This is a genomic window from Paraburkholderia strydomiana (assembly GCF_046030495.1).
In the GTDB taxonomy this organism is placed as follows: Bacteria; Pseudomonadota; Gammaproteobacteria; order Burkholderiales; family Burkholderiaceae; genus Paraburkholderia; species Paraburkholderia strydomiana_A.
The window spans coordinates 87531-110314 of the sequence record NZ_JAQQCJ010000012.1 but is presented as its reverse complement, the minus strand read 5'-3'; the positions used below and the strand labels follow the sequence as shown (position 1 = coordinate 110314).

The window sequence follows — 22784 nt, the reverse complement described above, 5'->3', positions numbered from 1 at the left end:
CGTTTACGTCAATCGGAAACTTAGTAAAAAAATCAAGGAAATCTTGGGCTTGGCGAATTTTTCCGATTTTTAGCGTGAAGAGCGGCTAATGCGGTGCGGATCAGCGAAAGCGGTTCTTCCATTCGCGCATCAATGTAAACGCCGTCAGCCGATCGGACACCTTTTCATGCAGCTGCTCCTGCAGGCTCGCCTGCACCGCCGGCTGGTCCGCGCGCAGGAACGGATTCACCGCGCGCTCGTGGGCGATGGTCGTCGGCAGCGTCGGCACGTGGCGCGCCCGCAGCTCGCTCGCCTTGTCGCGCCAGGCCTGGAGCTCGGCATTGTCCGGCTCGCAGGCGAGCGCGAAGCGAATGTTCGACAACGTGTACTCGTGCGCGCAGTGGACCTCGGTCGCGCCGGGCAGCGCGGCGAGCGCGTCCAGCGAAGCGAGCATCTGCTTCGGCGTGCCTTCGAACAACCGGCCACAGCCGCACGCGAACAGCGTGTCGCCGCAAAAGACGTGCGGCGTGCCGCGCGAATCGGCGGCCTGAAAATACGCGATGTGGCCGCTCGTGTGACCGGGCACGTCGAGCACGCTCAATTCGAGCGCGGGCGTCGCGATCGACACGTGATCGCCATTTTCGAGACGGTGTGTGAGATGCTCGATTGCTTCACCGGCGGGGCCGTAGACCGGCACGGCCTGGCCATTCAGCAGATCGGCCACCCCACCGACGTGGTCTTGATGATGGTGCGTGAGTAAAATAGCGCTCAGCTGCCATCCGCGTTTCGCCAGATAGGCACGCACGGGGGCCGCCTCACCCGGATCGACGACGACCGCATGGTGTCCGTCGGAAACGACCCAGATGTAATTGTCTTCAAACGCCGGGACCGGTACGTACTCGAGCGCATTCATAGGCGACGCATTCTTTGATATGACTGACCGAGCAATTATAGACTGGCCCGCCTGGACCGACTCACCGCCTGGCCGCTACGTGCTCGACTGGGAGCAGACTCAGCTCGACCGCGTGGTGTCGGACGTGTTCGGCTATCATGCGCTGCAACTCGGCCTGCCACAACTCGATGCATTGCGCGAGAACCGCATGCCGTGCCGCGGCCTCGTGCTCGACGCCGCGAGCGGCGCCAGCGCGCCCTACGCTTTTCCGCGCGGCCTGACGCATGCCGGAACTCGCCATGGATCGAACCGCGGCGCCGCGTCGGCCGGGTCGGCGGGCCTGCCCGCGCCGGCCGGCCGCAGCGCGGTGTGGTGCGACCTGCTGGATCTGCCGTTCGAAGCACAGAGCGTCGATCTGATCGTGATGCCGCACACGCTGGAATTCACGAGTGACCCGCACCGGCTGCTGCGCGAAGCCGAGCGCGTGCTGATGCCCGAAGGCCAGCTGATCATTCTCGGTTTCAACTCGCTGTCGCTCTGGGGCGCGCGGCAATCGGTCGGCAAGATGACCGGCCGGCCGTTCGTGCCTGCCGCAGTCGATCTGATCGCCTTCACGCGCCTGAAAGACTGGATCAAGCTGCTGGGCTTCGACCTTGAACGCGGGCGCTTCGGCTGCTATCGTCCGCCGCTCGGCAGCGAGCAATGGCTCGCCCGCTATGGCTTCGTGGAAGCCGCCGGCGACCGCTGGTGGCCGATCTTCGGCGCCACTTACATGATCAAGGCGATCAAGCGCGTGCGCGGCATGCGCCTCGTCGGTCCGCTAAAAGTGAAGAAACCCGTGCTCGCACCGGGCCTCGCGCCCGCCGCCACTCCGAACACACGCAACCACACTCAATGACTCCCGATTTCATCGACATTTATACCGACGGCGCCTGCAAGGGCAACCCCGGCCCCGGCGGCTGGGGCGCGTTGCTGCGCTTCGGCGACCAGGAAAAAGAACTGTTCGGCGGCGAAGCCAACACGACCAACAATCGCATGGAGCTGATGGGCGTGATCGCCGCGCTCGAAGCGCTCAAGCGCCCCTGCAAGGCGGTCGTGCACACCGACTCGCAGTATGTGCAGAAGGGCATCAGCGAATGGATTCACGGCTGGAAAAAGAAAGGCTGGATCACTGCGGCAAAGCAGCCTGTGAAGAACGCCGACCTGTGGAAGCGGCTCGACGCGCTCGTCGCGCAGCACGAAGTCGAATGGCGCTGGGTGCGCGGACACAGCGGACACCCGGAAAACGAACGCGCCGATCAACTGGCCAATCGCGGCGTCGCGTCACTCGCGCAAATCGGATGAGCGTCGCGCGCACCGCTTTGCAATTCCTGGCGCCACTCTTTTCGCCACTCTTTTCGCCGCTCTTTTTCTTCGCTGCAATTTTCTGAGGCAGGCTAATCCGACATGCGTCAACTCATCCTCGATACCGAAACCACCGGCCTGAATGCCCGCACCGGCGACCGGATCCTCGAACTCGGTTGCGTCGAGCTGGTGAACCGCCGGCTCACCGGCAACAACCTGCACTTCTACATCAATCCGGAACGCGACAGCGATCCGGGCGCACTGGCCGTGCACGGCTTGACCACGGAATTCCTCAGCGACAAGCCGAAGTTCGGCGAGATCGCCGATCAGTTTCGCGACTTCATCCAGGGCGCGGACCTGATCATTCACAACGCGCCGTTCGACATCGGCTTTCTCGATGCCGAATTCGCGTTGCTCGGCTTGCCGAAGGTAAGCACCTACTGCGGCGAGATCATCGATACGCTCGCGCGCGCCAAGCAGATGTTCCCCGGCAAGCGCAACTCGCTCGATGCGCTGTGCGACCGCTTCGGCGTCAGCAACGCCCACCGTACGCTGCACGGCGCACTGCTCGACTCGGAGCTGCTCGCCGAAGTCTATCTGGCGATGACGCGCGGCCAGGAGAGCCTCGTCATCGACATGCTCGGCGAATCGCATGCGGGTAGCGATGCGCATGCGCCGCGTGTCGCGCTCGAGTCGCTGGAGCTGGTCGTCATCGCCGCCAGCGACGACGAAGTTGCTGCTCACCAGGCGGTGCTCGATGGTCTCGACAAAGCGGTCAAGGGCACGAGCGTTTGGCGCCTCGAACCCGCTCCCGCAGAAAATGAGCAGATTACTTAAAAAAGACTAGACGAAAGCGAAAATCACTGACATAATTTCAATCTCTTCGGGTGGTTAGCTCAGCGGTAGAGCACTGCCTTCACACGGCAGGGGTCACTGGTTCGATCCCAGTACTACCCACCAGAATTTTGGTGTGTCGATCACCGAAGACTAAAGGGCTTATGCAGAAATGCATAAGCCCTTTTCTATTTTTCGTCCGGGTTTTGAAGCGGCGTTTTTCGATCTTCAATTGGGTCGAGCGCGGTTCGGCGCGTACGGATACGAATACCCTTTTCGCGACGGATTTCGTCATCGGGTTTCACCGTCGACACCGGAACTTCGTAAGTTTGCGACTGCCGGATACTGCTGATATAGTTGGTTTCCGGTGCATTCGCGCCGCCCATCTTCTCCATCTCATTCGACCAAAAGGGAGGCGTCACATGTTCGCAGTGCATACCGCTCTCCCTCGCATGGTCTCGCGATCGCCCTCACGACCTTAAACGTCGTCGGCCCGTCGCATGTGCGAGTGCGCCCGGAAGGGCGTAACGAGCAGATCCCAGACAGCCCAGAGTCGCATTTCCGGTGCATGCCGGCACGCTTGACTGTCTCGTCCCTTCGCTTCTGACTGGAACCTCGGTGCGTTCATGCGTCGCCGGGTCGTGGCAAATGGCTAACAAAAAACTCGACTTTCGCGGACAAGCCTTCAAGGATGTCCTCGGTTTCACCTTCAATCACTGGGCGCAACAGCCGTGGCGCATCGTCGTCATCGCGGCGCTGGTGCTGTGTTCGGCATTGGCTGACGTGCTCACGCCGGTGTTCGCCGGACGCCTCGTCGACGCAATCGCCTCCGGCCCGGCCGGCAACGAGAGCGCCTGGCGCGCGGCGATCACGGCCTTCTGCGTGCTGGCCGCGCTCGGCCTCGGCGCGACGCTGCTTCGCCAGGGCGTGTACTTCAACATCATCCGGCTCACGCTGAAGATGATGAGCGAGATCGCCGCGAACGCGTTTCATCGCGTGCAACGCTTTTCGACCGACTGGCACGCCAACAGCTTTGCCGGCTCCACCGTGCGCAAGATCACGCGCGGCATGTGGGCGCTCGACCTGCTCAACGACACGCTCCTGATCGCGCTACTGCCGTCGCTGGCCATGCTGATCGGCGCCGCCGTGCTGCTCGGCTGGCGCTGGCCGATGATGGGCGTGGTCGTCGGGGTCGGCTCGCTGCTGTATATCGCCGTGACCGTGGCCATGTCGCTCGGCTTCGTCGCGCCGGCCGCGCGCCTCGCGAACGCATGGGACACGCGCATGGGCGGCGCGCTCGCGGATGCGGTCAGCTGCAACGGCGTGGTGAAGGCTTTCGGCGCGGAAGAACGCGAGGAAGCGCTGCTTCAGCGCGTGATCGGCAAGTGGCGTCACCGCACGCGCCGCACATGGGTGCGCGGCACGATCAACGGCGGCGTTCAGGGCGGCATGCTGGCGGCGATCCAGGCTGCCATTCTCGGTGTGGCGCTGCTGCTGTGGGCACGCGGCGAGGCGAGCGTCGGCGACATCACCTTCGCGCTGACGATGTTCTTCATGCTGCAAGGCTATCTGCGCGATGTCGGCATGCACATCCGCAACCTGCAACGTTCGGTCAACGACATGGAAGAACTGGTCGCGCTGGAGAGCCAGCCGCTCGGCATCGAAGACCGCCCCGGCGCGGGTCCGATCGCAATTGGCCAGGGCGAGATCCGCTTCGAGCACGTCAGCTTCCACTACGGCGCGCACGACCAGCCGCTCTACGACAACTTTTCCCTGCGCATCCCGCCGGGGGAGCGCGTCGGGTTGGTCGGGCATTCGGGGTCGGGCAAGACGACCTTCATCAAGCTGATCCAGCGCCTCTACGATATTTCCGGCGGCCGGATCACGATCGACGGCCAGGACATCGCGCAGGTGCGGCAAGCGTCGCTGCGCAGCCAGATCGCGATCGTTCAGCAGGAGCCGGTGCTGTTTCACCGCTCGCTCGCCGAGAACATCGCCTATGCGCGGCCCGGCGCAAGCCGCGCCGAGATCGAGCGGGCCGCGCAACTCGCGAGTGCGCATGGCTTCATCAGTGCGCTGCCCAATGGCTATGACACGCTGGTCGGCGAACGCGGCGTCAAGCTCTCGGGCGGGGAACGTCAGCGCGTCGCGATCGCACGGGCTTTCCTCTCCGACGCCCCGATCCTGATTCTGGACGAAGCGACGTCGAGCCTCGACAGCGAAAGCGAAGTGCTGATCCAGCAGGCGATGGAGCGGCTGATGATCGGCCGTACGACGCTGGTGGTCGCGCACCGCCTGTCCACCGTGCGTGCGCTGGACAGACTACTGGTGCTGGACAAGGGCAAGGTGATCGAGGAAGGCAGTCACGACGCGCTGATCAGACGCGAGAACGGCTTGTACCGACGCCTGTTCGAACGCCAGGCGCTGGAACTCGTCAAGGGCCTCGGCGAATCGGAGCTCATGCGTGGGACCACCGGGTCCAAGGCGGATCGGATGGACGATGCAAGCTTGCTGGTGGGAAAGTAAATTGCAGCAAGCATGTGTGGCGGGACGCCAGGCGGCTCGATACATGTGAGCCGTGGAAAGGCAGGTTCTGCCGGTGCTGCGCGCGTGCACGGCCTTCACATTGCCGTGCACGCGATGTCCTGCACGCGACTGCGCCCGTCACGCCCCGCTTCGCTTCGCCTTGCCGCCGCTGACGCCCGCCTACACCGCACCGACCGGCAAGCCGATACCGCGCGCCATCCCCGTTGCCGCAAACACCATCAGCACCAGCAACACCGTCTGGATCACGCTGTAGCGCGCATACGAACGCGCTTTTTTCAGATTCGGCGGAGTGCCTTTGCGGATCGACGCGCGCCAGCGCATCAGCGCGAGCATGGACGGCACTTCGAAGATCAGAATCAGCACGAGCAGCGTCATCTTGACGTGAAAGAGCGGCTCGTGAAGATAGTAGTCCGCACCCTTCTCGTAGCCGCCAAAAACGCGCATCAAGCCGGTGATGATCAACACCAGCGCGGACAGTCCCCACCGGGTATCCGCGCGAAATACGGAGCGCAAGGCGGCCGGCACGGACGCGCGGCGCAGCGCCCAGGTGCGTCGTAGAATCGACGCGAGCGCAAACCCGTAAGCGAGCAGATGAAGGGCGGCAAGCAACCAGCGAACCAGCATAGCGACTCCTGCAAAGGACGCGACACGATCGATGTATGTCCACTCACCCGCGCTGAACGGCCGGGCACCATGACTTCATTATCGGCCAAGGCTCGATTGACGACGTGCCGATCGGCCACACGATGTGACCGACTGCACAAAGCATGCAGCTTCAGACTTGCCGCAGAGTTGCGTCAAGCGCGCGAGCGGCGACCCGATCGCCCTCGGTCGTCAGCGTGGCGCGAAATACGGTTTGCCGATTGTGGCCCGCGGCGGCCGGCGAATCCCACAACAATTCGACTCCTGGACGGCGGCCGAACGCGCCGCGCACGAGTGCCGGGGCCGCGACCGAACCTAGCGGCGCGCCGGTGGCGCCCGGCTCGCCCATCGCACCGAACGCGACTGCGGGGGTCGGTGCCGACGTGGGCCGGCTGTCTTGCCCCGCAGCCCACCGCACGGACAGCTCACGCGCGTCGTACTGCCCCACCTTGCGACGCTCGGCCCATACGATCACGGTACGCGTGGCCGGATCGAGCGCCACCGCATAACGGCCGATCGCAAAACGCCGCGCGGCGATATTGGTCCGCCACAGCGGGCGCGGCCGGCAGATCCACAGCACCGCCGCGTACAGGAGCGGCGCGACCAGCAGCCAGCCGTTGGTGGCCGCCACCGCTTGCACGGCGCGCCGCCAGCCGGCGCTTGCCACAAATGCGCCGACCGACCAGAGCGCGAATACAAACCCGAGGAAAGCGAACAGACGCAGCGCCTGCCGCAGCCATTGCGGCAACGGATGAAACGGACGCTCGGCCACGGCGCGCGCGCCCGGCAGGAAAATCAGCAGGAACAGGAAAACCAGGTTGATGCACGCCCACGGCGACGACACCATCGCCGACAGCGCAGCGGCGAGATCCATCTGCGCCATCGAAAAAAGCCAGCGAGCGACAAGCACGAGACCGATGGCGCGTAACGCGAAAATCGTTCCGGCGCCGGGCGCGGCATTCGCTCGCGTCTCTTTCGTTCTCGCCAAGGCATCCTCCTGTCGTCGGCGGCGCCGCAGCCAAATTTGCGGCACGGCCATTATAGGGATATTACCGAGAGTGGCTCATTCTTACCGGCACGAACAGTCTACTTTCGTCCACACATTGCAAAAAACGCGGCGCGCATGCAACAACGCCCCGTGAGCGCTGGCTCACGGGGCGTTGCTGGTGGCACTGATGAGCGCCGCGAAGCGCTCTTTCAGTCGCCTGAATTGCTAGGGATCAGTTCGCGTTGACTTCGCGCAGCACCGTGCGGTGCTTCTGACGCAGCAGTTCTTCGTAGGTAGCGACGTAGTTCTTCGCCATCACTTTCGACGAGAAGCGCGCTTCGAACGCCTTGCGCACTCCGGCGCGCGGCAGCGTGTGCAGGCGCTTGAGTGCCGCGACCGCGCTGATTTCGTCTTCGACGACAAAACCCGACACGCCGTTCTCGATCACTTCCGGCACCGAACCGCGGTTGAACGCGATCACCGGCGTACCGCAAGCCATGGCTTCGATCATCACCAGACCGAAGGGCTCCGGCCAGTCGATCGGGAACACCAGTGCATGCGCGTTGCCGAGGAACTCACGCTTTTCGGCTTCGCCGATTTCGCCAATGTATTCGACGTGCGGGAGCGCCATCAGCGGCTTGATCACTTCTTCGTAATAGGCGCGATCGGCCTTGTCGATCTTGGCGGCGACCTTGAGCTTCATGCCTGCCTGGCCGGCGATGCGGATCGCACGGTCGAGACCCTTCTCCGGCGAGACGCGGCCGAGGAATGCGAGGTAGCCCGGCTCGACGCCCTTGATCGGCGTGAGCACGTTTTCCGGCAGACCGTGATAAACGGTTTGCAGCCAGTTCGCTTGCGGCAGCGGAGTGCGCTGGTTGTCCGAGATCGACACCACCGGCACATCGTTGAACGTGTTGAAGATCGGCTGCAGTTCCGGCAGATCGAGACGGCCGTGCAGCGTCGTGACGAACGGCACCGGCTGGCGCGCGAACAGCGAGAACGGGTAGTAGTCGATGTGGAAATGCAGCACGTCGAATTCGTCCGCGCGGCGGCGCACTTCTTCGAGCAGCAGCATGTGCGGCGCCATCACGTCGCGGATCGTCGGGTCGAGGCGCAGCGCCTGCGGCCAGAAGGCTTCGAGTTTCGCCGAAGTTTGCGAATCGCCGCTCGCGAAGAGCGTGACGTCGTGGCCTTGCTCGACCAGTGCCTCGGTCAGATAGGACACCACGCGTTCCGTACCACCATACAGCTTGGGAGGAACCGCCTCGTGCAGCGGAGCGATTTGAGCGATTCGCATAATGGAGAACTCCTAGTAAAAAATCAGGCAAAAGTACTGCGTTTGGTAAAAGCGACTCGCTTGCTCGCCAGGGCCGTCTGGCCGGACATGCCGGGGCGGGCCTGATTCTTTCGAGAAATCCTGCGATGGATCGCTTGGGAGTGAGCCCAGACTGGCCGGTCACCGTCTGCGCATGTGCGAGTAAACGCACACGTGAGACCTACGTTGACAAACTGTCAGATTTTTCCAGGCTTGCCGGGCTCTACAGAGCATGCATTATCGGTGCCGGGATTCTCGCTGCACCACAACATTTCAAAGTCTTTACGTTGTTACAAACGCGAAACACTTTGCAAACCCTTGTTTTATAAGACAGTTCTACAGTGGCAACTGGCTTGCGGCAGCGACCGCGAATGCGGCAGCGACCGCGAATGCGGCATCTGTAAGCTCTTGCGTCAACTTTGCCGGCACACGTTGAAGAAATGCCGCAGCGCGGTTGAATGCAAACTGTAATTATATCTTGAATTTGTCCGTCACCTGCGTGAACCACTCGCCCATCAGCGGGTCCAGCAACTGCGGGGCGCGGAGGTCTATCGCGAAATCAATCGCGCCAATGCCCGGATACACAGGGCGCAATCGCTTTTGCATGTTTACAATGCGAAGCATCGGCTTCGCGGCGAATCCATTTTTTCCCGTGGCCCGCGCATTGCATGCACAACCCGAAACACCTCGACCTCACGATCAATTGGAACAATTAACCCTCGCCCAGCGTAACGCCCAGAACGCAAAGCTCGCGAGCTATGCGCACCGGCCGCTTGCGTTTCTCTTCCGCTTTATCCGCCGCCATCCGCTCGCGCATGCGATCGTACTGTGCAGCGTGTTTGCGGCCGTGGGCTGTGCGCTCGCTTCGCAATACGCGATCAAACATCTGATCGACGTGCTCGGCGAAGGCCGGCATCATCCCGGTCCGCTGTGGGGGGCGTTCGCCATCCTCGTCGGTCTGATCGCCGCGGACAACCTGCTGTGGCGGGTCGGCGGCTGGGTCGCCGCGCATACGTTCGTCGCCGTGACCGGCGACCTGCGGCGCGACCTGTTTCAGTACCTGAGCGGACACTCGCCGAGCTACTACTCCGAGAAGCAGCCCGGCATGCTCGCGAGCCGGATCACGGCGACCTCGAACGCCGTCTACACCGCCGAGAACACCACCGCCTGGAACGTGCTGCCGCCGTGCATCGCGGTGCTCGGTGCAATCGTCATGATCATCGCAGTGAATCCGCTCATGGCCGGCGGCCTGATGCTGTGCTCGGCGATTCTGTCGGTGGTGCTGTACAAGCTCGCGGGGCGCGGCTCGGCGCGCCATCACCATTTCGCCACCAGGGCGGCGTCGGTGGACGGCGAACTGGTCGACGTGATCAGCAACATGGGTCTCGTGCGCGCGTTCGGCATGACGTTTCGCGAGCAGCAGCGCTTCGGTGCAACGGTCAAGGCCGAGATGGACGCGCGCCAGCAAAGCCTGCTCTATCTGGAGAAGCTGCGCCTGCTGCATGCGGTGATCACCGCGCTGCTGTCGGCGGGCCTGCTGGGCTGGGCGCTGTGGCTGTGGGATCAAGGCAAGGCGACCTCGGGCGACATCGTGCTCGTCAGCTCGCTTGGCTTCACGATTCTGCACGGCACGCGCGACCTGGCCGTCGCGCTCGTCGACGTTACGCAGCACGTCGCGCGGCTCGCGGAAGCCGTGCGCACGCTGCTCGAACCGCACGGCATGCCGGATCGCGACGATTCGACCGAACTCGTGCCGCAAGGCGGCCGGGTCGATTTCGAAGGCGTGACGTTCGCCTACCCGCGCCGCCGTCCGATTCTCGATCACTTCGACCTGCATATCGAACCCGGCCAGCGGGTCGGCCTGATCGGCAAGTCGGGCGCGGGCAAGTCCACTGTGCTGGCACTGTTGCAGCGCTTCTACGAAACGCAGGGCGGGGCGATCAGGATCGACGGCCAGGACATCGCGGCGGTCACGCAGGACAGCCTGCGCCACACGATCGCGCTGGTGCCGCAGGACATTTCGCTGTTCCATCGCACGGTGTACGAGAACATCGCTTACGGGCGCCCCGACGCGAGCCGTGAGGAAGTGCTCGCGGCCGCGCGCGAAGCGCGTTGCTCGGACTTCATCGAAGCGATGCCGGAAGGCTACGACACGATCGTCGGCGACCGTGGCGTGAAGCTGTCGGGCGGCCAGCGTCAGCGGATCGCGATTGCGCGGGCGATTCTGAAAAACGCGCCGATCCTGCTGCTCGACGAGGCCACCTCGGCGCTCGACAGCGCCTCGGAAGAAGCAATCCAGAAGGCGCTCGACCGGCTGATGGTCGGCCGCACGGTGATCGCGATCGCGCACCGGCTGTCGACGCTGAACAACTTCGACCGCATCATCGTGATGAGCGCCGGCAAGGTGATCGACGACGGCAGCCCGGAAGAGCTGCGCCAGCGCCCGGGCCTGTATCGCGACCTGCTCGCGAAGCAGTACGGCAAAGGTACGACGCTACACATCGGCGGCAAGAAGGTCGACGAACAGCACGTGGTCTGAACGGCGCGCCGCGCGAAGTTATCAGCCAAAGAAAAAGCCGCTCACGTGAGCGGCTTTTCTGTTTTTCAGGCTGGGCGATCAGAAGGCCCGGCGGCTATTCCTGATGCTGTCGCTATTGCTCCACGCTGTCGCGCACCGTCTGCCTCGAGCCTGCCCTCACCTTCCTGCTTCTGCCGGACTTCGCACTCTCCCCACTCTGCAAGTCGCGCATGAAGTTATCGCGCCACACCGACACATTGTTCTCGCGCAACTGCACCATCATGTCGTGATAGCGCGCCTGACGTTCCGCGAGCGGCATCGCGAGCGCATTGGCGAGCGCCTCGGCCATGCCGTCGATGTCGGCCGGATTGACGATCAGCGCCCCCTCCAGCTCCTGCGCCGCGCCGGCAAAGCGCGACAGCACCAGCACTCCGGGGTTCTCCGGATCCTGCGCCGACACGTATTCCTTGGCGACGAGGTTCATCCCATCGCGCAACGGCGTGACGTAGCCGACGTGCGCGGTGCGAAACAGCGCAGCCAGCACCGAGCGTTCGTACTGCTTGTGGATGTAGAGAATCGGCGTCCAGTCCAGTTCGGCGAAGCGTCCGTTGATGCGCCCCGACTCGCCTTCGAGCTGCAGGCGGATGTCCTGATACGCGTGCATATCGGCGCGCGTCGGCGGCGCGATCTGCAGGAACGACACCTTGTTGCGTTGCGCGGCCACGTGCTCGAGCAGACGTTCGAACGCGCGAAAACGTTCGACCAACCCCTTCGAATAGTCGAGGCGGTCCACGCTCATGATCAGCTTGCGCGAATGCAGCGTCGCCTTCATCGTGCGCACCGGCTTGCCGCGCTCGCCCGCTTTCGCGAGTTCGGCGATCTCGTCCGGATAGACGCCGATCGGATAAGCCGCCGCGCGCAACGTTCGGCCGAACGCGCGGATAGTCTGCGGGCCGCGGGCCGACACGTCGACCGTGCCCTGCGCTTCGTTGACGATGTAGTCGCCGAACGCGCGCAGATCCGGCTCCGTCTGGAAGCCGAGCAGATCGAACGAACACAAGGCCTCGACCAGCTCGCGATGCGGCGGCACGGCCAGCAGCACCTGCGAAGCCGGAAATGGAATATGCAGAAAGAAGCCGATGCGGTTCTTCACACCGGCCGCACGCAATGCCTGCGCGAACGGGATCAGATGATAGTCGTGGACCCAGATCACATCGTCTTCGCGCAGCAGCGGCACCAGTTGCTGCGCGAGCCAGCCATTGACGCGGCAGTAGCCTTCGAAGTCGTGCCGGTCATATTGCAGCAGGTCGGCGCGATAGTGGAACGCCGGCCATAGCGTGGCGTTCGAAAAGCCACGGTAGTACTGGTCGTAGTCGCGGCGCATCAGCGGGACGGTCGCGAAGGTCACGGGACCACGCTCCTCGATCTTGATCTGCGGCTGGCCGGAGCTGAGCACGTCGCCGCTCCAGCCGAACCACATGCCGCCGGTTTCCTTCAGCGCGTCATACACGCCGACCGCCAGCCCGCCCGCCGCCGGCCCGCCCTCCGAGATCGGGGCCACCCGGTTCGATACGATGATCAGTCGGCTCATGAAGCGCGATTCCCGATGCAGTGCGTTGTTTGCGTCAAACGATGCGGCGCCGGCATCATGCTGCGCGCGCCGCCGCGACAATCGATTCAAGCCAGTCGAGCAGCGCCGGAACCGACTCGATGCGCGTATGCGCCATCGTCTCGCCCGCGCCGACCTTGATTGACAGTCCACCGCGCTCGTTGACGACGGCGAAGCCTTTCTCGTCGGTCAGATCGTCGCCGGCGAACACCGGCTGGCGGCCGACGAACGGCGGCTCGTCGAGGAACGCGCGCATCGCGCGCCCCTTGTCGACGTCCTTCGGCTTGATTTCGTAGACCATCTTGCCCGGCTGCAATACGTAAGCGTCGGGATAATCGGCGACCAGCCGCTGGGTCGCCTCGCGCGCGACCGGCTCGCGGTCCGGCGCATTGCGGTAATGCAGCGCGAGCGCCGCGCCCTTTATCTCGAGCAGCATGCCCGGATGTTCGTTGACGACCTGCGCGAGCACCTGCTCCATGCGAAGGAGCCGCTCGTCATGGAAACCGATGCGCTGCGTATCACCATTCGCGTCGCGCCGCTCGGCGCCGTGCAAACCGGCAATCGGCAGATCGGGCATACCGAGGAAAGCGTCGATGCTGTCGATGCCGCGGCCCGACACGATCGCGACCGCGCCGTTCGTCAGATTACGCAAGTCGGCCAGCAGCACGAGCGCGCGCGGGTCCACCAGCACGCCGTCCGGCGTGGGTGCGAGTTCGACGAGCGTGCCGTCGAAGTCGAAGAAAAATGCCGTCTCACTCGGAGACAGAACAGCCGGAAGTGCTTGCATCGCCTGGGTTCGCCTTTCAGCCTTCTGCGGCCGGAAAAGTGTGCGCATCTTACCGCGCATCCGTCATTTTTTCGAGAAAGTAAGCCGGAAGTCCGGACTTCGGCCAACCGGCCGCTGCGCGCGCCGGCTTACGGTGATGGCGTTCAAAAAGAGAACAGTCCGGCTTCAACGGGCTTTCATCCAACTGCGACAAATTGCCCGGCGAACCGCGCGCCGTGGGCATTGCGCGACACCGCCGGCGATTTTGCGCTACAGTCGCAGCCACGCAGACGGTCGCCGTCGAAGCCATCTTTGCACACTATGACGGCCTACGCGCCGCAGGAAAATCAGGTGGAATCCGGCGGCGCCGTGGATCGGCGTCGTCATGTGCCGCTCTTCAATCGAGTCATTGAGCCCTGCTTTGTTCCCGATCATCGCATCCCGACACCCGCATCCGCCTCTCGCCGCATTACGCCGGCGACAGTCCGCGCGCCGGTTCGCGCTGACCCTGATGATAGGCGCCCTCACCGCCTTGACCACGCTGAGCGGCTGCACGCCTCGCACGCAGCCCTGGCAGTTGACCAATGTGACCGGCCATCTGCCGGATCTCGACTTCAAGCTGACCGGCGGCGACGGCCGCCCCGTCACCGGCGATTCGTTCAAGGGCCGCGCGGCGCTCGTCTACTTCGGCTACACGCATTGCCCCGACGTCTGCCCCGAAACGATGGGCCGGCTCATGCAAGTGCTCGGCAAGCTCGGCCCGGACGCGCAGAAGGTGCGCATCCTGTTCATCACCGTCGATCCCGCGCGCGACACGCCGCAAGCATTGCGCGATTACGTCGGCGCGTTCGACTCGCAGCATGCCGAAGGGCTGACCGGCACCGACTGGCAGATCGAGTCGCTCGCCAAGCGTTACCGCGTCGCCTATCAGATGGAAAAGCGCGACCCTCGCGGCAATTACGAAGTCACGCACAGCTCCGCTGTTTACGTGTTCGACAGCCAGGGCCACGCGCGCCTGCTGGCCACCGATCACGACACGCCCGATACGATCGCGCAAGACCTGCGCCGTGTCATCGATGACCGTTCCTGACCTTTCCCCGAGTCCATTCATGTCGATCAAGATCAAAACGTTCGCTTCACTGAGCTGCGCCCTCGCCCTCTCGTTCGGTTTCGCCTCGGCTGCGCAAGCCGCCGGCGCCAACGCGATCAGCGTCAAGGACGCATGGGTCCGCTGGCTGCCGAACAACCTGCCCGCCGCCGGCTACGCGACGCTGGTCAACGCAAGCGACAAGCCCGTCGACCTCGTCGATATTTCGAGCAACGACTATGGCGACGCGATGCTGCATCAGACCGTGTCGAACGGCTCGTCGCAGAAGATGGTGATGGTCGACAAGCTGACGGTGCCCGCGCACGGCCAGGTGTCGATCGCGCCCGGCGGTTACCACGTGATGCTCGAAGACGCGAAGCACAAGATCGCACCGGGCGACACCGTGCATATGACGCTGAAGTTCTCCGACGGCGAAACACTCGACACGCCATTCGCCGTCAAGTCGCCGGCACAGACCAAGTAACCCGAGTAGCGTGCAGCGATGAATCTGCTCTACTGGCTCGATCCCTGGGAATTTTCGCCGACGGTCGTGATCGCGCTGCTGGTGCCGGCGATTCTGTTCGTGCGCGGTGCGCACCGTGCGAAGCTGTCGCTCGCGCGGCGCCTTTCCTTCTGGTTCGGGCTGGTGGCGCTATATGTCGTGTTGCATACGCGGCTCGACTATTTCTTCGAGCATGAGTTCTTCATGCATCGCTTGCAGCATCTGGTTCTTCATCACCTCGGCCCGTTCTTCATCGCCCTGTCGTATCCGGGCGCGGCGTTGCGCGCGGGCATTCCGTTCAGCTGGCGGCAGCGCTTCGTGCTGCCCGCGCTGGCGACGCCGGTCGTTCGCAAGCTGCTCGACGTGGTGATGCATCCGGTCGTCGCGGTCACTTTGTTCGTCGGGCTGATTTACTTCTGGCTGATGTCGCCGATCCATTTCGTCGCGATGCTCGACTGGCGGCTTTATCGCGTAATGAACTGGAGCATGGTGATCGACGGGCTGCTGTTCTGGTGGCTCGTGCTCGATCCACGGCCGGCGCCGCCGGCGCGTTTGTCGCCCGGCAAGCGCGTGCTGGTGGTGATCGCCGCGATTCCGCCGCAGATCATCCTCGGCGCATTCATCTTTTTCACGCCGCATGAGCTGTATCCGATCTATTCGATCTGCGGCCGCGCGTTCACGTGGCTCAGCCCGATGCGCGATCAGCAGATCGGCGGCCTGTTGCTGTGGATTCCGGGTTCGATGATGAGCGTGATCGGCGCGCTAATCGCGCTGCGTCACTGGATGCGGCTGTCGGCACGCGGACGCCTGGGCGCCGAACGACGTGCGAAGACGGCGCGGGATTTGCCCCATGCCGCGTCCGCGACGGCAGGTGGCCGGCGCGGATAGCGGGTCTGGCGGTCAGTTGAAATCTGAACGACTGAAGCGAAGCGAGTAAAGCCAGACGGTGGACGCACGCCAGATAACCTGCACCGGCGCGTCGCCCTTCATCGCGCCCCGCTCAGGCCGAACGCATCCACACGTGCGGGATGCCGTCGTCGTCGTGAACGTCCGAGACCGGCGCAAAACCGAATGCGCCGTAGAAGCCTTGCAGATGCGCCTGCGCATGCAGACGGATCGGCGTGGCAGGCCATTGCGCGCGAATGTGCGTAAGCGAGCGTTCGAGCATCGCGTTGCCCAGACCGATGCCGCGGAATGCCGCCGTGGTCAGCACACGGCCGATGCGCACGTCGGCGTCCGTGGTATCCGGCAGCAGCACGCGCAGATAACCGGCCAGTTGCGGCGCCGCGCCGTCGACGCCAGGACCGTAGGCCGACAGATGCCAGGCTTGCGCGTCGAGCCCGTCGATGTCGCCATACACGCAGTTCTGCTCGACGACGAACACCGCGCTGCGCGCGGCCAGCATCTCATAGACTTCCACGCTCGTGAGGTCCGCGAAGCTTTTCCAGCGCCATTCGAGTTGGGCGAGCCGCGTGGCGGCGATATGCTGCGATTCGGTCATCGGATGCTTTCAGAAAGGAGGTGCCGCGGCGCGGGCATTAATCCGCAATTATGCCGCGCGCGACGGCCATCAGCCACGCAACCGTGCAGCCGTGCGGCCACACCGCGCATCAACCGCGTGGCATAGCACGCGCCTTCGACGCTTGCTTATGGCTATACATCGCCGCATCGGCCGCAGCGAGCAATTCGGCAATCGATACGTGGCGAGCCGGATCGTAGGCCGTCTGCCCCACGCTATAGCGGATCTGATAGCCGCGCCGCGCCTCGGCATTGCGTTCGTCGAGCAACTGCGTGAGACGCTGCGTCACCTGCTGCGTTTCGGCACTGTCCGCATCGGTGAGCAGTGCGACGAACTCGTCGCCGCCGAGCCGGCCGATCACATCGCTTTCGCGCAGCGCGGTGCGCAAGACTTCAGAGAAGGTCTGCAATGCGCGATCACCTTCGGCGTGGCCGAGCGTGTCGTTGATCTGCTTGAAGTCGTTGAGATCGAAGAACAGCAACGACGCCGACTTCTCCATCCGCTTGCAGACGTTCAGCGCATGTTGCGCGAGCGCTTCGAAACCGCGCCGGTTGGACAGCAACGTGAGGTCGTCGAGCGTGGCGAGCTGCACCGCCGCCAGTTCCTGTTCGGCCATGTGCGCGAGATCGCGCAGCAACGCCCGCTCTTCGTCGTCGAGGCCGCGCGGCTTCACGTCGATCAGACAGAGCGTGCCCAGCTTGCTGCCGTTCGCGACCGTCAGCGGGCAACCGGCATAGAAGCGGATGTTCGGGTCATCCGTCACGAGCGGATTGTCGTGAAAGCGCTCGTCGGCCAGCGTGTCGGGCACCATCAGAATGTCGTCGTCCAGAATCGCGTGCGCGCAGAACGACACGTCGCGCGACGTCTCTCTCGCCGTCAGCCCGGCGCACGACTTGAACCACTGGCGGTTCGTATCGACGAGACTCACGAGCGCGATCGGCACGTCGAACAGGCGCTTCGCGAGCCGGGTCAGGCGGTCGAAGCGCTCTTCCGGCAAGGTGTCGAGAATATGCAGCGCACGCAGGGTGTCGATACGGGCGCTTTCATTGCTGGGCGTCGGTGGGACATGCATGTCGTATTCCCTGGGCCTTCGTGATGATCGAAAATCTTGGGTAGCCAGTGTATAGCGGCATTCTTCAGGGTGGGATTGAGCGACGCCGTCAGAGTTCCAGCCTGAGGCGCCATTGCGGCGGCGCGGCGGCAAGCGGCGGCCGAGCCGTCACGCGCTCAGAAGACCGCTTCGACAGGCCGCGCGAGGCACTCGATCAGATTGCCGGGACCGCACAGATGCAGCGCGCCGACCACCACCAGGGTGCGCTCGCGTTGTTGGAGGATGTCCTTCAAACGCTGCGCCCATGCGCGATTGCGCGCGTCGAGAATGGCGTGGCGGATGCCCGGCAGATTGAACATCGTTGATCCGACGGCGATCTGCTGCACCGCTTGCAGATCGCCCTCCAGCCACGCCGCGTGCATCCGTTCGAGCGTGCGTTGCGGCTCATCGCGATCGGCCATCAGCAAGTCGAGTGCAGCGCCGATGGCATCGAGCGGAATCGATTCGAGCAGTGTCGCCACTTCCCGCGCGGTCTCGAGATAGCGATACGGCTTGGCTTGCGCAATCGCCGAGCGCAGCATGCGTGGCTCGACGCCTTCGACGACCTGCTGGAACAGTGTCGGCGCGACCACCAGCGCGGCCCACGGACACAACTCGACTAACGGCGCCACGGGGCCATCGACGGGCCACAGCGCCTGCAGTTGTGCCCATGCGTCCTGGGACATCAAAGGCCGCAATCGAGCGGTGCCGCTTTGCGGCTCGGTCTTCAGGAACGGCAGGATGGTCGGCGGATCGGATTCGAAGACCAACGCTTCGGCCCAGTCATAGGCGTCGGCGACCCAGGGCGGTGTTCTACGGCTCGTCGCGGGAAACAGATGCATCGAGCCAAGCAGGCGCACGTTGGTGCCGGTGAGTTGTAGGTACATGCGGCCTCGGTGTGGACGGGCAATGACGCAAGAATGCGCGCGCGGTCCTACGATTTTCGTTGGTTACGTGCGGCCTGCTGAGCAGGTGCAAAGCGAACTGCTGATGCAGTGGTCGCCGCGCGAATCACGAATTGTGCGTGATAACCGTCACGATGAGGGAGACACGATGTATCAGCTTTGCGTGCGGGCATCAGCGGATAGCAGGTGCTTCGTGAACAGCGCGATACGACAATCGATCGATCCGGTTATCTTTTTCTGGAATTGCCGACGTGCGCGCGAAATTCGCCGCAGAAAACAGAAAAGCCCCGACAAGTCGGGGCTTTTCTTTACATCAACTACTGGAGGCGCGAGCCGGAGTCGAACCGGCCTAAACGGCTTTGCAGGCCGCTGCATAACCGCTTTGCTATCGCGCCGCAAGCGGACTGGAACCTAACTGCAGGCTCGCAGATTTGTCTGGTGGCCGATCAGAACATTCAGAACGATCAGCCCACCAAACAAAAAGGGAAGCGCTGCTTCCCCTTATGTATGGAGCGGGAGACGAGGCTCGAACTCGCGACCTCAACCTTGGCAAGGTTGCGCTCTACCAACTGAGCTACTCCCGCATTGCACTGCTTCACAACGCGCTGCATTTTTTACTACGCCAAACAACGCGGTGCTTCAAAAATCTGGAGCGGGAGACGAGGCTCGAACTCGCGACCTCAACCTTGGCAAGGTTGCGCTCTACCAACTGAGCTACTCCCGCGTTGTACTTCTACTACTTGCTGCTAACTACTGCCTTATTGACTGCAACTGCGGTCTTACTTCGTCCGTCGCTTCAAGCTGCGCGCATCGGAGAAACGAGATTATGGAGAAACGACCGATGGGTGTCAACCCCCTTTTGCGAATGTCTTTAATAAAAGTTTTCGCTCATGCGCAGGCCATGTTCGCGGCGAGGTTCAAACACGCTTTCGCGTGCCTCGCGCGTACCGTCGACCTGTCCATCGACCCATCACGCAATGCCGCCTCTCTCACGAATCTGCGGCCACGCGAGCTTCATGTAGTAGAGCATCGACCAGATCGTCAGGAACGCGGCGAGATAGATCAGCCACAGGCCCCACACACGCGTGTCGACCGTCACGCCGCCACCGAACGGCAACGGGCCGTAAAACAGCAGCATCGGAATGGCGATCATCTGACAGGCGGTCTTGAACTTGCCGAGCGAATTCACCGCGACGCTCTTCGACGCGCCGATCTGCGCCATCCACTCGCGCAACGCCGAGATCGCGATTTCGCGTCCGACGATCACGAGCGCAATCGCCGAATCGATCCGCGCGAGTTGCACGAGCACCAGCAGCGCGGCCGTCACCATCAGTTTGTCAGCGACCGGATCGAGAAACGCGCCGAACGCCGAAGTCTGATTCCACTTGCGGGCCAGATAGCCGTCGAACCAGTCGGTGAGCGCCGCCAGAATGAAGATCGTCGCCGCCGCCAGATTGCGGTGCGCGGGGCTCATCATCATGTCGGGCAAATAGAACACGCCGACGACGAGCGGAATCAGGACGATCCGCAGCCAGGTCAGGAATATCGGGAAATTAAACGGCATGGGCAGGCGCAGCGTCTGACGAGTGAGATGCAATTGTGCCGTGTCACAGGGCCTGCTACAAGCAAAGCGGCGCGCGGGCCTGGGGGCGCGGGCCCGGTGGGTGCCGCTGCCCGGGCGCGGACTGGGGCTTGACTGATCGCGAACCGGGTGCGGACTTGGGGTTAACTGATCGCCGCCCCGTCGCTCGCTGGTCGCTCGTTGACCGCTCATCGGCCACGGGCGGGCTGCGCCCCGCCCGACACGCGGCCCGCCCGCCGCGCCAGCTTCAATGCAATTGCCGGTAAATCTGCTCGGCCAGTGCCTGCGAAATGCCTTCGACGCTCGCCAGATCCTCGACGCTCGCCGCCACCACGCCGCGCAAGCCGCCGAACCGCGCGAGCAGCCGTTGACGCCGTTTCGCGCCGACCCCCTCGAGTTCTTCGAGCCGCGAAGTCTGGCGCGTCTTGCCGCGCTTCGCGCGCATGCCGGTGATCGCGAAGCGGTGCGCTTCGTCGCGAATCTGCGCGACCAGCATCAGCGCGGCGCTTTCCTTGCCGAGTTCGAGCGGCGCGCGGCCATCGGCGAAGATCAGGGTTTCGAGGCCGACCTTGCGGCCCTCGCCCTTCGCGACGCCGACCAGCATACCGGTATCGAGACCCAGTTCCGTGAACACCTGGCGCGCGATCTCGACCTGCCCCTTGCCCCCGTCGATCAACACGATGGTCGGCAGAATGCCGCCGGCCGCCGCCGGTTCCGCGGCATCCGGCGCGAGCGATGGATCGGCCGCGGCTTCGCCTTGCAATTCAGCGGCTTCGTCGGCGGCATTCGCGGCGGCTTGCGCGACCATCTTCTCGTAGCGGCGCGTGAGCACCTGGCGCATCGCCGCGTAGTCATCGCCGGGCGTAATGCCGGTGATGTTGTAGCGGCGGTATTCGGACGACTGCATCTTGTGATGGTGATACACCACGCACGACGCCTGGGTCGCCTCGCCCATCGTATGGCTGATGTCGAAGCACTCGATGCGCAGATGCGCGAGGTCGTCGCACTCCATGCCGAGCGTGTCGGTCAACGCGCGCGTGCGGGCCTGTTGCGAGCCCTGCTCCGACAGCAGACGGGCAAGTGCGAGCCGCGCATTCTGCTCGGCCATCGCGAGCCATGCGCGCCGTTGACCTTGCGGTTGACGCAGCACGGTCACCTTGTGGCCGGCCTGCTCGATCAGCACGTCGACCAGTTCGCGCGTGGCCGGCGCGTGACTGACTATGAGCACGGGCGGCACGCGATTGCCGAGGTAGTGCTGCGCGATGAACGCTTCGAGCACTTCGGATTCGATCCCGCCGGACGCGCGGCCTTTGCGCGGTTTCACCGGCTCGGAGGCGGTGGCATCCGCATCGTCTTCTTCCGCCTCTTCGTCTTCGGGGGGCATGTCCTGCGCGATCGCGAGCGCATCGGCATCGGCCACATCGGCGGAATGAGCGTCGCCGCTCGCGTTCTGTTCCGCCGCGAGGCGCGCAGTCAGGGAAACGCCGGCCAGCGCCTCGTCCTCGCCGCCCTCTTCGAGCCCGCCCTCGTCCGCCGTCAACGCACTTTCCACGTGCGCGGGGAAATACGCCTTGTCGCCCAGGTGGCGCCCTCCGCGCACCATCGCGAGATTCACGCAGACGCGCCCGCCCAGCGCGACCACCGCGAGAATGTCGACGTCGCTATCGCTGCCGACTTCGATCGCCTGCTGATGCAGCACCGTCGACAGCGAACTCATCTGGTTGCGCACCGCGGCGGCCTGCTCGAACTTCAGCTCGCTCGCGAACGCGTGCATCTTCTGCTCGAGCTCTTTCATCACTTCGCCCTGACGGCCGAGCAGGAAGCGCGACGCGTTGGCGACGTCGCGCGCGTAATCCTCTTCGCTGATATTGGCGACGCACGGCGCCGTGCAGCGGCCGATCTGATGCAGCAGGCAAGGCCGCGTGCGGTTGTTGAACACGGAGTCTTCGCAGGTGCGCAACTGGAACACCCGCTGCAGGATCTGGATGCTCTCGCGCACCGCCCACGCGCTCGGGAACGGACCGAAGTACTGATTCTTGCGATCCACCGAACCCCGGTAATACGCCATGCGCGGAAACTTGTGGCCGGTCAGCTTGAGGTACGGGTACGACTTGTCGTCGCGAAACAGAATGTTGTAGCGCGGCGCGAGCGCCTTGATCAGATTGTTTTCGAGCAGCAGCGCTTCGGCCTCGGAGCGCGTGACGGTCGTCTCGACGCGCGCGATGCGCGTGACCATCATCGCGATACGCGGCGACAGTTGCGTCTTCGTGAAGTAGCTCGACACGCGCTTCTTGAGATCGCGCGCCTTGCCCACGTACAGCACCGCGCCGTGCGTATCGTAATAACGATAGACGCCTGGCAGATGCGGCAGTTGGGCGAGCACTTTTTTCGGCTCGAAAGCGTCGGTTGCTTCGGGTTCGGTCATGCGGGATCGATTGGGTGGGACTGTCTCGCGGGGCCTTGCATCGTGTGCCGCGCGCTCGCGTGAAACGGGCGCGCGCAATCGTGGCCGAGGCTTTAGAATCGCCAGTTTAGAACATTCCGCGTGCATTCGAGCCCTGCCATGCGCCGACCCGGCAGCGCTCCGGCTTGAGCCGAGGGCGGTGCACCGCAGTGTGCGGCGTTCGCGGGATCGTCCTTCGCGTCAGCCGCGCCCATCGTTCGA

21 protein-coding genes and 4 tRNA genes are annotated in these 22784 nt (G+C 63.9%); 9 read left to right on the top strand and 16 right to left on the bottom strand.

What is annotated here, in order from left to right; genetic code table 11:
* Positions 1 to 100: 100 nt before the first annotated feature.
* Positions 101 to 892: a hydroxyacylglutathione hydrolase gene (gloB, locus tag PQQ53_RS17700; RefSeq protein WP_408155118.1), complete on the bottom strand. Its 792-nt coding sequence runs from the start codon at positions 890 to 892 to the stop codon at positions 101 to 103.
* 19 nt (positions 893 to 911) lie between these two features.
* Here gloB and PQQ53_RS17695 point away from each other — a divergent pair, with 19 nt between their 5' ends.
* From PQQ53_RS17695 to PQQ53_RS17680, 4 genes are all read left to right on the top strand, one after another.
* The gene (locus tag PQQ53_RS17695; RefSeq protein ID WP_408325083.1) at positions 912 to 1769 is read left to right on the top strand and encodes a methyltransferase domain-containing protein; all 858 of its coding nucleotides are present in this window, start codon (positions 912 to 914) and stop codon (positions 1767 to 1769) included.
* Positions 1766 to 2215 carry a ribonuclease HI gene (gene rnhA / locus PQQ53_RS17690; protein WP_168664348.1) on the top strand — a complete coding sequence of 150 codons (450 nt, stop codon included), beginning with the start codon at positions 1766 to 1768 and terminating at the stop codon, positions 2213 to 2215. The genes PQQ53_RS17695 and rnhA overlap by 4 nt, the downstream gene beginning before the upstream one ends.
* 102 nt (positions 2216 to 2317) lie before the next feature.
* Complete coding sequence (dnaQ, locus tag PQQ53_RS17685; RefSeq protein ID WP_408147154.1) at positions 2318 to 3052, top strand: DNA polymerase III subunit epsilon; 735 nt, start codon at positions 2318 to 2320, stop codon at positions 3050 to 3052.
* Between the two features lie 48 nt (positions 3053 to 3100).
* Positions 3101 to 3175, top strand: a tRNA-Val gene (locus PQQ53_RS17680).
* Between the two features lie 62 nt (positions 3176 to 3237).
* Here PQQ53_RS17680 and PQQ53_RS17675 read toward each other — a convergent pair.
* Positions 3238 to 3486: a hypothetical protein gene (locus tag PQQ53_RS17675; RefSeq protein ID WP_408147152.1), complete on the bottom strand. Its 249-nt coding sequence runs from the start codon at positions 3484 to 3486 to the stop codon at positions 3238 to 3240.
* Between the two features lie 211 nt (positions 3487 to 3697).
* Here PQQ53_RS17675 and PQQ53_RS17670 point away from each other — a divergent pair, with 211 nt between their 5' ends.
* Positions 3698 to 5575 carry an ABC transporter ATP-binding protein gene (locus tag PQQ53_RS17670; RefSeq protein ID WP_408325082.1) on the top strand — a complete coding sequence of 626 codons (1878 nt, stop codon included), beginning with the start codon at positions 3698 to 3700 and terminating at the stop codon, positions 5573 to 5575.
* Between the two features lie 180 nt (positions 5576 to 5755).
* Here PQQ53_RS17670 and PQQ53_RS17665 read toward each other — a convergent pair whose 3' ends face one another.
* The 4 genes from PQQ53_RS17665 to PQQ53_RS17650 all read right to left on the bottom strand — a co-directional run bounded on the left by PQQ53_RS17665 (position 5756) and on the right by PQQ53_RS17650 (position 9147).
* Positions 5756 to 6220 (bottom strand): DUF2214 family protein, encoded by a 465-nt coding sequence (locus PQQ53_RS17665; RefSeq protein WP_408147148.1) that lies wholly within the window; start codon positions 6218 to 6220, stop codon positions 5756 to 5758.
* Positions 6221 to 6371: 151 nt separating this feature from the next.
* Positions 6372 to 7226: a hypothetical protein gene (locus tag PQQ53_RS17660; protein ID WP_408325081.1), complete on the bottom strand. Its 855-nt coding sequence runs from the start codon at positions 7224 to 7226 to the stop codon at positions 6372 to 6374.
* Positions 7227 to 7458: 232 nt separating this feature from the next.
* A complete protein-coding gene (locus tag PQQ53_RS17655) occupies positions 7459 to 8523 on the bottom strand; it encodes a glycosyltransferase family 4 protein (protein WP_408147143.1) in 1065 nt (354 codons plus the stop codon).
* A 489-nt stretch (positions 8524 to 9012) separates the two neighbouring features.
* Positions 9013 to 9147 (bottom strand): hypothetical protein, encoded by a 135-nt coding sequence (locus PQQ53_RS17650; protein ID WP_408147141.1) that lies wholly within the window; start codon positions 9145 to 9147, stop codon positions 9013 to 9015.
* Positions 9148 to 9244: 97 nt separating this feature from the next.
* Here PQQ53_RS17650 and PQQ53_RS17645 point away from each other — a divergent pair, with 97 nt between their 5' ends.
* Positions 9245 to 11080 carry an ABC transporter ATP-binding protein gene (locus tag PQQ53_RS17645; RefSeq protein ID WP_408147139.1) on the top strand — a complete coding sequence of 612 codons (1836 nt, stop codon included), beginning with the start codon at positions 9245 to 9247 and terminating at the stop codon, positions 11078 to 11080.
* A 112-nt stretch (positions 11081 to 11192) separates the two neighbouring features.
* On the opposite strand, the gene otsA is transcribed toward PQQ53_RS17645, so the two are convergent.
* Together otsA and otsB are read right to left on the bottom strand one after the other, a co-directional pair.
* Positions 11193 to 12650: an alpha,alpha-trehalose-phosphate synthase (UDP-forming) gene (gene otsA / locus PQQ53_RS17640; protein WP_408325079.1), complete on the bottom strand. Its 1458-nt coding sequence runs from the start codon at positions 12648 to 12650 to the stop codon at positions 11193 to 11195.
* Between the two features lie 55 nt (positions 12651 to 12705).
* Positions 12706 to 13455: a trehalose-phosphatase gene (gene otsB / locus PQQ53_RS17635; RefSeq protein WP_408147135.1), complete on the bottom strand. Its 750-nt coding sequence runs from the start codon at positions 13453 to 13455 to the stop codon at positions 12706 to 12708.
* Between the two features lie 490 nt (positions 13456 to 13945).
* On the opposite strand from otsB, the gene PQQ53_RS17630 reads away from it, so the two are divergent.
* Genes PQQ53_RS17630 through PQQ53_RS17620 form a run of 3 tightly spaced genes read left to right on the top strand, consistent with a single transcriptional unit; the run spans position 13946 to position 15911 of the window.
* On the top strand, positions 13946 to 14524 hold the full coding sequence (locus PQQ53_RS17630; RefSeq protein ID WP_408147133.1) for an SCO family protein: 579 nt from the start codon (positions 13946 to 13948) through the stop codon (positions 14522 to 14524).
* Positions 14525 to 14543: 19 nt separating this feature from the next.
* Positions 14544 to 15005 carry a copper chaperone PCu(A)C gene (locus tag PQQ53_RS17625; RefSeq protein WP_408147131.1) on the top strand — a complete coding sequence of 154 codons (462 nt, stop codon included), beginning with the start codon at positions 14544 to 14546 and terminating at the stop codon, positions 15003 to 15005.
* 18 nt (positions 15006 to 15023) lie between these two features.
* Positions 15024 to 15911, top strand: a complete 888-nt coding sequence (locus PQQ53_RS17620; RefSeq protein WP_408147130.1) for a cytochrome c oxidase assembly protein — start codon at positions 15024 to 15026, stop codon at positions 15909 to 15911.
* Between the two features lie 112 nt (positions 15912 to 16023).
* Here the strand turns inward: PQQ53_RS17620 and PQQ53_RS17615 are convergent, their stop codons facing one another.
* From PQQ53_RS17615 to uvrC, 8 genes are all read right to left on the bottom strand, one after another.
* Positions 16024 to 16524, bottom strand: coding sequence for a GNAT family N-acetyltransferase (locus PQQ53_RS17615; protein ID WP_408325077.1), 501 nt, complete (start codon positions 16522 to 16524; stop codon positions 16024 to 16026).
* 109 nt (positions 16525 to 16633) lie between these two features.
* Positions 16634 to 17614 carry a sensor domain-containing diguanylate cyclase gene (locus tag PQQ53_RS17610; RefSeq protein WP_408155132.1) on the bottom strand — a complete coding sequence of 327 codons (981 nt, stop codon included), beginning with the start codon at positions 17612 to 17614 and terminating at the stop codon, positions 16634 to 16636.
* A 155-nt stretch (positions 17615 to 17769) separates the two neighbouring features.
* On the bottom strand, positions 17770 to 18519 hold the full coding sequence (locus PQQ53_RS17605; protein WP_408325075.1) for a TraB/GumN family protein: 750 nt from the start codon (positions 18517 to 18519) through the stop codon (positions 17770 to 17772).
* Between the two features lie 339 nt (positions 18520 to 18858).
* Positions 18859 to 18932, bottom strand: a tRNA-Cys gene (locus tag PQQ53_RS17600).
* A gap of 113 nt (positions 18933 to 19045) precedes the next feature.
* Positions 19046 to 19121 (bottom strand) — tRNA-Gly (locus PQQ53_RS17595).
* 64 nt (positions 19122 to 19185) lie between these two features.
* Positions 19186 to 19261: transfer RNA gene (locus tag PQQ53_RS17590), tRNA-Gly, on the bottom strand.
* 246 nt (positions 19262 to 19507) lie between these two features.
* Positions 19508 to 20101: a CDP-diacylglycerol--glycerol-3-phosphate 3-phosphatidyltransferase gene (gene pgsA / locus PQQ53_RS17585; protein ID WP_408147122.1), complete on the bottom strand. Its 594-nt coding sequence runs from the start codon at positions 20099 to 20101 to the stop codon at positions 19508 to 19510.
* Between the two features lie 265 nt (positions 20102 to 20366).
* Positions 20367 to 22544, bottom strand: a complete 2178-nt coding sequence (uvrC, locus tag PQQ53_RS17580; RefSeq protein WP_408147120.1) for an excinuclease ABC subunit UvrC — start codon at positions 22542 to 22544, stop codon at positions 20367 to 20369.
* Positions 22545 to 22784 lie beyond the last annotated feature (240 nt).

Bases quoted from the DNA above. Each gene is read 5' to 3' on its own strand.
- gloB (WP_408155118.1), bottom strand. From the start codon at position 892: ATGAATGCGCTCGAGTACGTACCGGTCCCGGCGTTTGAAGACAATTAC.
- PQQ53_RS17695 (WP_408325083.1), top strand. From the start codon at position 912: ATGACTGACCGAGCAATTATAGACTGGCCCGCCTGGACCGACTCACCG.
- rnhA (WP_168664348.1), top strand. From the start codon at position 1,766: ATGACTCCCGATTTCATCGACATTTATACCGACGGCGCCTGCAAGGGC.
- dnaQ (WP_408147154.1), top strand. From the start codon at position 2,318: ATGCGTCAACTCATCCTCGATACCGAAACCACCGGCCTGAATGCCCGC.
- PQQ53_RS17675 (WP_408147152.1), bottom strand. From the start codon at position 3,486: ATGCACTGCGAACATGTGACGCCTCCCTTTTGGTCGAATGAGATGGAG.
- PQQ53_RS17670 (WP_408325082.1), top strand. From the start codon at position 3,698: ATGGCTAACAAAAAACTCGACTTTCGCGGACAAGCCTTCAAGGATGTC.
- PQQ53_RS17665 (WP_408147148.1), bottom strand. From the start codon at position 6,220: ATGCTGGTTCGCTGGTTGCTTGCCGCCCTTCATCTGCTCGCTTACGGG.
- PQQ53_RS17655 (WP_408147143.1), bottom strand. From the start codon at position 8,523: ATGCGAATCGCTCAAATCGCTCCGCTGCACGAGGCGGTTCCTCCCAAG.
- PQQ53_RS17650 (WP_408147141.1), bottom strand. From the start codon at position 9,147: ATGCAAAAGCGATTGCGCCCTGTGTATCCGGGCATTGGCGCGATTGAT.
- otsA (WP_408325079.1), bottom strand. From the start codon at position 12,650: ATGAGCCGACTGATCATCGTATCGAACCGGGTGGCCCCGATCTCGGAG.
- otsB (WP_408147135.1), bottom strand. From the start codon at position 13,455: ATGCAAGCACTTCCGGCTGTTCTGTCTCCGAGTGAGACGGCATTTTTC.
- PQQ53_RS17630 (WP_408147133.1), top strand. From the start codon at position 13,946: ATGATAGGCGCCCTCACCGCCTTGACCACGCTGAGCGGCTGCACGCCT.
- PQQ53_RS17625 (WP_408147131.1), top strand. From the start codon at position 14,544: ATGTCGATCAAGATCAAAACGTTCGCTTCACTGAGCTGCGCCCTCGCC.
- PQQ53_RS17620 (WP_408147130.1), top strand. From the start codon at position 15,024: ATGAATCTGCTCTACTGGCTCGATCCCTGGGAATTTTCGCCGACGGTC.
- PQQ53_RS17615 (WP_408325077.1), bottom strand. From the start codon at position 16,524: ATGACCGAATCGCAGCATATCGCCGCCACGCGGCTCGCCCAACTCGAA.
- PQQ53_RS17610 (WP_408155132.1), bottom strand. From the start codon at position 17,614: ATGCATGTCCCACCGACGCCCAGCAATGAAAGCGCCCGTATCGACACC.
- PQQ53_RS17605 (WP_408325075.1), bottom strand. From the start codon at position 18,519: ATGTACCTACAACTCACCGGCACCAACGTGCGCCTGCTTGGCTCGATG.
- pgsA (WP_408147122.1), bottom strand. From the start codon at position 20,101: ATGCCGTTTAATTTCCCGATATTCCTGACCTGGCTGCGGATCGTCCTG.
- uvrC (WP_408147120.1), bottom strand. From the start codon at position 22,544: ATGACCGAACCCGAAGCAACCGACGCTTTCGAGCCGAAAAAAGTGCTC.